General features: G+C 47.4%; 10 protein-coding genes. 8 read left to right on the forward strand and 2 right to left on the reverse strand.

Annotated features, from left to right (window positions below; translation table 11 throughout):
* Nucleotides 1–151: 151 nt before the first annotated feature.
* The 3 genes from WC683_08445 (at nt 152) to WC683_08455 (ending at nt 2,573) form a co-directional block, all read left to right on the forward strand.
* Nucleotides 152–886 (forward strand): RNA-binding domain-containing protein, encoded by a 735-nt coding sequence (locus tag WC683_08445; GenBank protein ID MFA4972629.1) that lies wholly within the window; start codon nt 152–154, stop codon nt 884–886.
* Nucleotides 879–1,571, forward strand: coding sequence for a hypothetical protein (locus WC683_08450; protein ID MFA4972630.1), 693 nt, complete (start codon nt 879–881; stop codon nt 1,569–1,571). The genes WC683_08445 and WC683_08450 overlap by 8 nt, the downstream gene beginning before the upstream one ends.
* A gap of 372 nt (nt 1,572–1,943) precedes the next feature.
* Nucleotides 1,944–2,573, forward strand: coding sequence for a hypothetical protein (locus WC683_08455; protein MFA4972631.1), 630 nt, complete (start codon nt 1,944–1,946; stop codon nt 2,571–2,573).
* Between the two features lie 7 nt (nt 2,574–2,580).
* Here the strand turns inward: WC683_08455 and WC683_08460 are convergent, their stop codons facing one another.
* On the reverse strand, nt 2,581–3,804 hold the full coding sequence (locus WC683_08460; GenBank protein ID MFA4972632.1) for a hypothetical protein: 1,224 nt from the start codon (nt 3,802–3,804) through the stop codon (nt 2,581–2,583).
* A gap of 138 nt (nt 3,805–3,942) precedes the next feature.
* A complete protein-coding gene (locus WC683_08465; protein ID MFA4972633.1) occupies nt 3,943–4,452 on the reverse strand; it encodes a hypothetical protein in 510 nt (169 codons plus the stop codon).
* Nucleotides 4,453–4,568: 116 nt separating this feature from the next.
* Between WC683_08465 and WC683_08470 the strand changes: the two genes are divergently transcribed.
* The 5 genes from WC683_08470 to WC683_08490 form a co-directional block, all read left to right on the forward strand.
* On the forward strand, nt 4,569–5,054 hold the full coding sequence (locus WC683_08470) for a hypothetical protein (GenBank protein ID MFA4972634.1): 486 nt from the start codon (nt 4,569–4,571) through the stop codon (nt 5,052–5,054).
* 193 nt (nt 5,055–5,247) lie between these two features.
* Nucleotides 5,248–5,796 carry a nucleotidyltransferase domain-containing protein gene (locus WC683_08475; protein ID MFA4972635.1) on the forward strand — a complete coding sequence of 183 codons (549 nt, stop codon included), beginning with the start codon at nt 5,248–5,250 and terminating at the stop codon, nt 5,794–5,796.
* Nucleotides 5,781–6,221 carry a HEPN domain-containing protein gene (locus WC683_08480; protein ID MFA4972636.1) on the forward strand — a complete coding sequence of 147 codons (441 nt, stop codon included), beginning with the start codon at nt 5,781–5,783 and terminating at the stop codon, nt 6,219–6,221. Before WC683_08475 ends, WC683_08480 begins: the two co-directional genes overlap by 16 nt.
* A gap of 222 nt (nt 6,222–6,443) precedes the next feature.
* Entirely contained in the window at nt 6,444–7,187 is a 744-nt protein-coding gene (locus WC683_08485; GenBank protein MFA4972637.1) for a 7-carboxy-7-deazaguanine synthase QueE, read from the forward strand.
* Nucleotides 7,184–7,971: deoxyguanosinetriphosphate triphosphohydrolase (locus tag WC683_08490; protein MFA4972638.1), on the forward strand; the 788-nt coding region annotated here is incomplete at its 3' end. The genes WC683_08485 and WC683_08490, both read left to right, overlap by 4 nt.

A 7,971-nucleotide genomic window follows, 5' to 3' on the forward strand; every position in this document is an offset into this window, starting at 1 on the left:
TATGTGCAGTCACATACAAAGCCAAAGGGAAGAAAGGGCAGTTCTAGATTGCAAAGATAGCAGGCAAATACAAATGCATTGGCTTCCCCTTTCTAACTCAAATTGCGGGAGGCAAGGACGGTTTGATGAGGGCTATTGAGGAATATATCTAATGAATAAAGCAAAAGCAGAGAAAAAAAAGGAGAGATTACTAGATTTGGTGATTAATCCTTATGAAGACCCTGGTATTGAATACAAGCCAGCAGGTTCCTTTTCTATTAGAAACAACGGATATTTCACAGCACGCTTAATCAAAGAGATAGTGGGTTTTTCTAATGCTGGTGGTGGTACTATTGTTGTTGGCGTTAAAGAATTCAGTAGCGGTTCAAAACGCGTATTGATTGGGGATGACACCTTATCTGAAGATATCTGGTCGACATATGATATTACCCAAGTTCGCAGGGCAGTTAATTCATTTATAGCAACATCTAATCACGCGGAAGAATTATTTACTATCGATCTCATTCCGTTTGAAGGTAAAAAATATCCTATTTTTTCCATTTTCCCTTTCACTTCAGACCCAATCTTTTGTGTGAAAAACTACCCGAGCGATACCTGCAATGAAGATAAATGTCACATATTAGAATCAGGACGAATTTATTTAAGAACAAACGCCGGTGAAATTGTACGTGTTTCAGATACGGAGCATTGGAAACAATTAATTCATAACTGCATTAATGTTAAAAAGATAGAATTAGCACAAGCGATGAAGAATGTCCTAGATCAGTTTGGGTTGATAATCACAGAAGAAAAAAAACCATCTTTGACTAAAAGCAAACCATATAAACGTCCAAACTGGATTGACAATATAATAAAGAAGACAAAGAAGGATGTGACAAATGGGTGATAATAATATGACACAAAGAGACTATATCAAAGGAATGGGTTATTGGGAGGTGGCGCATTGGCTTAGTGGCGATCATAAGTATAATTGGTCCCAAAAAGAACTTCTGACTGCAAAAGAAAAGGCTGAATGTAGAAATACTGGATGGCCCATTGGGGTTACTCTTCATCGCGAGGATGCGCGTCCTAAATACTATAAGGATTCAATTGCTGCCATAATTACTTCTAATGACAGTTATGATGAATGGAAACTCAAGCGTGATGGCAGCTTCTATTTTATGAGGGTATTCGGTGAAGATATAAAACGTGGGGGCAAGAAGAATAATATTCTATTTTTTGACGTCAGAATATGGCGAATAACCGAAGCACTTCTTCACTGTCAAAGACTATATACGAATCTCGGTGTAGAACCAACTGTTGCGATCAGATTCGATTTAAACCACTATGGTTTAAGCAATAGAGTACTAACAGCATCCAACCCCGATCGAGCTTTCTCTATGAATGAACGTACTTGCCACGAAGATGAACTTGATTCTTCGCTTGAATTCTCCCTGTTGGACTTAACAAATAATATCGAATCATATTCAGTCGATCTATGTAAAGAGCTCTTTATTCTTTTCGATGGATGGGAACCTGCCCCAGGTGTTATTGAAGGAGTTATAGCTGACTTTATGAGATCAAGGATATGAGGTAATTAGTTTTTAAGTAAAATTGGAAATAAGCAAGTTCCGGGGATACGACTCAAAAAACAAAACCCCGCAACAAGCACAGTCACATACGAGGCTAAAGGGAACAAAAGGCAGTTCTGGGTCGGAAAGATAGCTGGTGAATACAAATGCGTGGGACTCCCCTTGTTAACTCAAATTGCGGGAGGCAAGGACGGTTTGATAAGGGCTATTGAGGGTTATGTTTGAGGTTAATATCGCCATGGTCTCCATATCCCAGCTCTACTATATATGGGATGGGGATGTAGAGATTTAAAGATTCTAATGGATGCATTTGCTTACATATTAATAGCTAGAAAAATCGGAAGCACCAACTAGTAATGAAAGAGGTCACAGATGATTTCCCTGTTAATGTGCATTTCGAGTGAATGGTTTCATAATGTGGCGGTAGGTATATCGGCATTATTAGTGCCCATTCTAGGTTTTGCTGGATTTAGACAGTGGCGTAGAGAGCTACATGGAAAAACCAAATTCGATATAGCGCGCATGGCAATCAGATATGTCGATGAATTGCAAATGTCAGTACATGAACTGCGTTCAATGGAGCCTTTTGGACTTACTCATAGTGAGTGGTGTGAAACCGATGAACCGTTTGAAGCAGCAATTCCTGATGCGTATGTACGGATCTACGAAAAACAAATTGATTCCATTAATAAAAATCTCATTAACTTGCTTTCGTTACGTTCTGATATTTGCGCATTATTTAAATTGCCTCAATATCTGCAATGGCTAGAAGAATTAAGAGACCAGGTGTCTGCTCTTGGAAGGGCTGTTAGCCTCTACTTTGGATTATCTCGTTTAATATGTGAAGAATATGGTAGAGAAGAAGCTATAAAAAGCAAAACGGCTTTTGAGCGGGATGAAAAGATTATTTTTGCATCCGATTCTGGTGACGAATATGGAAATAAGTTTAACCAACTGATCGATAATATTATGGATGCATTAAAAAAAGAGACTCAATCTTAGTTTGTCATTATGACCTGATATGCTTATATATAGCTCGCCATTGATCATACCTAAACATATCGATATATTTTTTAATGTCACTATCTGCATAGTCGCATGAAGGATCATCCCAACTGGTTGCCATGAGCTCCTTTAAACCTCTTTGCCCCGCCATGGTTTGGCAATAACCTTGAACAATTCCAGTCAATTTTCCCTTAAGGGGCCCATCCCATGTTTTTGCTATCTCTTCATCAGTAAGGTCTTTTCGATCATCGTAGAATTTATTTGTAGCCATAACGACATCATTCTGTCCCGTATATCTAGTGAAGTGCGTATAATCATCTGAATCCAGACTACATTTTACGACATGACCGCCCATCTCATCTATATATATGCCGACTGGTGAGTTGTAGCCAAACTTTCTTAGAATATTTTTTGGATGGAACAGCATCGGGAAGTTGACATAATATGCCCAAAGCACTGACTCTAATATAAATTGGACTGTACACCAAAAGAACAGCCCTTCTAAAACAGGTTCTGGTTTTGAACAGCCTGAACGCATCGCAGATGATGTTGGATGATAAGCGTGTGATGCTTTTTCTGATAAACCGCACATATGCATATGTAATCTTTTTTTAATGGGCTTTGAAAACCCATCCTTTGGAAGGCAACCATTTAGAAGAGTATTCCAACTTGGCTTCTTTCGATCCTTAAAATATTTCTCTAGAATTGCATAGCTATTATCTCTGTTAATAGCTCTGTATATATAGAGCTGCTGTATATTAAATTCCATGAACAACCTTAACAAAACCCGGACGGATATTTGGAAATTATTTAAACCACAAAGAATCAACTCCCTTAAGATATATCCGCTCTCATAATAGAAGTACCATTGGCGGAACATGTTTGGAAAGGGATTCGGATTAAATAGAGGTGCATCAAATATATCTTGCAGATATACAAATGACATCAATTGCCATCTGAATTTACAATAAAGTTCATTGTCTAATTGACTCTCAACTCCCTCTATGCAACTCAGTGTTTTTTTAGCACTATCCGAAAGGAATGAATCATCGAGATCAAGTGCTTTCAGCAATCCAAATGGTTCAACAAGACGCTCCGGATGATCAAGATAGGTGTATGTAACAGTTGACTTAAATGGTTGTTGGGCTTTCCTGACAAGTTGTTCGTAATGAGTCTTCCATGTGCTCTCAGAAGGGCATGAAGATGATTTGTTTGATTGTTCGGACATATGGCCTCGTATTCTATTTGTGCACTATCGGTTTCAAAATATTTATTTTGCAAATTCTAAGAAATTCCAGGGACACATAATTCACAAAAAATAAAGCCCTGTTCTTCAGCAGGGCTTCTTTGTTGAACTGAATTTCAATTAAGTTGTACTTGGAATATTACGCGCATAACCACCTAACGATTTAACGGCCTGTGCAAAGTCCTTATCATTTGTGATCAAAACAAGTCTGTTTATGATGGAGGTCTCGCCTATTAGTGCATCATGAACATTGGCGTTACTTTTTCGTTTTTCTATTTTGTTTAAGCGTAATAAAATCTGATCATATATTTTCCCGTTCCCACAAGCATCGCCAGCACATGAAATGTCAGCAAGAAGAGTTTGCAAGTTCGCTTGATGATCTGGAAGTACTTTTAATAACTTGAGCAGTTGGCTTCTTTTTTCGCAGTGGGGGAACTGCATGAACTCAGTTTGTTGTATATGTGTCACGAAAATTGGATAATCCAGCGGCAGATCGTCCAGTTTAATTTTACCTTCCACTAGATGATTAAAAATATTGGTATCAAGCAAATAACCATTCATGCTAAGTATCCTTTGCTTATAAAGCCCCACCTCATCAACAAGGCCTCTATACCCCCCTCCCACTTTCACTGCAACCGAATCAAGATGGGCGGGAGAGGGTGGTGTGACCTGCGTCAGGGAGAGGCCCTTTGCATTGTCGCCGCTTCGACGATATCATAACTCGCAATTGGTGAAAGGGGGGCCAGATGAAGATATTTGTTTTGACGGCGTTGGCCTTGATCATATTTCCCGCCGCGGCGCTTGCGGCGGCTGAGGCCCCGGACGTGACGCTGCCCGATCCGGACGGGGGGATGCATAACGTGGCTTCGCTCCTCAAGGGCGGAGGGGTGCTGGTGATGACAGCGCCGACCCTTCCCGAGAAGGGTGTGCAGGAGGGTTGGAGCAAGTGCCTGCCGGATGCGATGCCCAAGGGGGGGATGCTCATCTTCATCGAGGACATGTCTGTGAGCGCCTGGAAGTCGATAGCCGAGAATGACATGCGCAAGGACTGGAAGCCGGGCGTGCCGCCGATGCTCCTTCTCGACGAGAAGGGGGGCGTACGCAATGTCCTGGGCGAGGCTCGCGACGCGACGGGCGTCTTTGTCTACGGGAAGGGCGGGGGGCTCGTCTACACCTACAGGGGAGGGCCGAGCGCAGGCGCCGCTAAGACGATCTGGGGGAAGGTGAAATAGCTGCAAAGGGAGGTCCCCCACCGTCTGCCCCTGCGACGGCAAGAAATTCAAGTGGGTATGGATGAAGAGATAAGATTATTTGAATAATCTATTGAAATGATTAAGATATATCTCAGGAAATATTCCTGTGACTGAGCCCACAGAAAAGAAGGTTTGACCCTCGTTCCAAAATAATGGATAATAATCCATAATAATGGAAAAAGAGACCGACATAAAGTCCGCTGTCTTTTCGACAACACTCCACAAGGTGCTGGACTTCATGCTCCAGCATCCCGACCTCGAGCTCAACGATACCGAGATAGCCGGCAGGCTCTTTGGCGCAGGGAAGTCGGCGGTCAATATGGCCCTGCGCAGGCTCGCCGAGCTCGGCCTGATCGAGAGGACGCCGCGCGGCAGGATGAACTTCAGCAGACTCATCGAAAGCCCTCTGGCCTTTGAGCTCAAGATCTTGAGCAACATGCTCGCGGTCTCGGAACTGACGGAGCGGATAAAGCCATTTTGCGCCAAAGTAGTGCTCTTCGGCAGCAGGGCTGACGGCACGCATACATCCGAAAGCGATTTTGACATATTCATTGTGACCTCGGCAGAGGATCGTGTGCTCAAGGTAATAAAGAAGCATCCTTTTGCAGAGATGATCCAGCCTCTCATCAAAAGGCCGGAGCAGATGCTTACGTTCGACAGGGACGAACCTGCCTTGTCGAAAGAAATCAAAAAGGGAAGGGTGCTATGGGAAAGAAGCTAGAGGCGCAGTTTCAGGAGTGCATAGAGCAGAGAAAGATAACCAGGCTCTCCGCTGCAAAGGAACTGGTGGACAAAGAGTTGAGAGCAGCCAGGGGCGATCTTGAGACTGCGCAGACAGGGATGAAGGATAAGAGATGGAAGTGGTGCACGATACAGGCCTACTACTCGATGTTTCATGCTGCTCGGGCTTTGATCTACAGCGCAGGTTACCGTGAAAAGTCGCATCATTGTCTGAGGGTCGCGGTGGAGGCGCTCTTCGTGAAGAAAGGCGCTCTGGAGGAGAAACACGTCGATGCCCTTCAGGTGGCGAAAATCATGCGTGAGAATGCCGATTACGAGGAGGAGTTTACTCATGAAGGCGCACAGAAGATTGTGAAGGCGGCTCAGGAGTTCATCGAAGCTGCGGAAACGCTGCTGATCAAATAGCCATGTTGAAAAAATGAGTCGGTTCTTCGCGTCCTAGATAATTGAAAACATTCCGGATCGTTTTTGGACGGGCCGCCCGCTGCCACCGATTGTCAGATAGATCAGCCTTCGGTCGCCTCCGGGTGGGTCCGGCGACAGCCTGCCTGCCGGTAGGCAGGGACCCGGAGGCGAATGGGTTTGATTTCAGTGTCATATTATGCGAACTAGATTGTCTCTACAGCCATGGAAACCAGGGCCAACATAGTCGAGATCTTCAGCTCCCTGCAGGGGGAGGGGCGATACGTAGGTGAGCCCATGACCTTCGTGCGCTTCAGCGGATGCTCGATGAGATGCGCGTTCTGCGACACGAGGGGGGCTCAGAGGGTCGAGGCCGGCTTCCGCGTTGAGACGCCGCCGGGCTCCCGGACGTTCTCCATGCACAAGAATCCGGTTGCGATCACAAGGCTCGCGGAGATGATGGAGGCGTTTGACGACGAGTTCGTGAGTATCACCGGAGGCGAGCCGCTGGAGCAGGCGGATTTCCTGGCCGAGTGGCTGCCGTCGGTCGCTGCGAAGAGGAGGGTGTTGCTCGAGACCAACGGCGTGCTGCACTCGGCCCTCGGCAAGGTGCTTCCCCATGTCTCGGTGGTCAGCATGGACTTGAAGCTTCCGTCGTCCACGCGCAGGCCCGCCGTCTGGGCGGAACATGAGGAGTTTCTGAGGGCGGTGCTCGCGGCCGGAGTCGAGGCGTACGTGAAGATCGTGGTGACGGGCGACACCTCGGACAACGACATACAGAGGGCCATAGGCCTCGTGGGCAGCGTCAACACGTACCTGCCTATATTCATCCAGCCGGCGTTCGACGATCTCTCCCTGAACGCAGCCATCTCGGAGGAGAGGCTCTCCTCGATCGAGCGCCTCTGCGGCGCTTACCTGACGGACGTGCGCGTCCAGCCTCAGATGCACAGGCAGTGGGGGGTATTATGATCACAAGAGAGGAATACGAGAGCCGCGAGGAGGAGATGCTGGCGCCCTACGCGGCCAAGAGCGCTCGCAGCCGCGGCCGCGTGCACAAGGAGCCCGAGTGCGAGTTCCGCACCTGCTTTGCGCGCGACCGCGACCGGATAGTCCACTGCGAGGCCTTCCGCCGCCTGGAGTACAAGACCCAGGTCTTCGTCAACCACGAGGGGGACTACTACCGCACGAGGCTCACGCACACGCTCGAGGTGGCACAGATATCCAGGGGGCTCGCGCGCACGCTCCGGCTCAACGAGGACCTCGCCGAGGCGATCGCGCTTGCGCACGACCTCGGGCACACGCCGTTCGGCCATCGCGGCGAGACCGCGCTCAACGAACTGATGGCGAACCACGGGGGTTTCGAGCACAACCGCCAGAGCTACCGCGTGGTCACGCTGCTGGAGCGCCGCTATCCTGATTTTCCCGGCCTCAATCTCTCCGCCGAGGTCCTTGAGGGGCTGCTCAAACACGCTGGCGAGTACGATTCCCCGGAGCTCGGCGGCCTAGCGGTGGATATGAAGAGATATCCCTCGCTCGAGGCGCAGGTGGTGAACGTGGCGGACGAGATCGCCTACATGAACCACGACCTGGACGATGGGCTCGAGTCCGGCATGCTGAAGACGGCCGACCTCGACAACGTCGAGCTCTGGAAGCGGGTCAACTCTGAAGTCTCGAAAGATCACCCCGGTATCGCGCCCAAGATGCAGAAGAGCCAGGCGATCAGGAGGCTCATACACCTGCTGGTCACAGATCT

Source organism: bacterium (assembly GCA_041648665.1).
GTDB lineage: Bacteria > UBA10199 > UBA10199 > 2-02-FULL-44-16 > JAAZCA01 > JAFGMW01.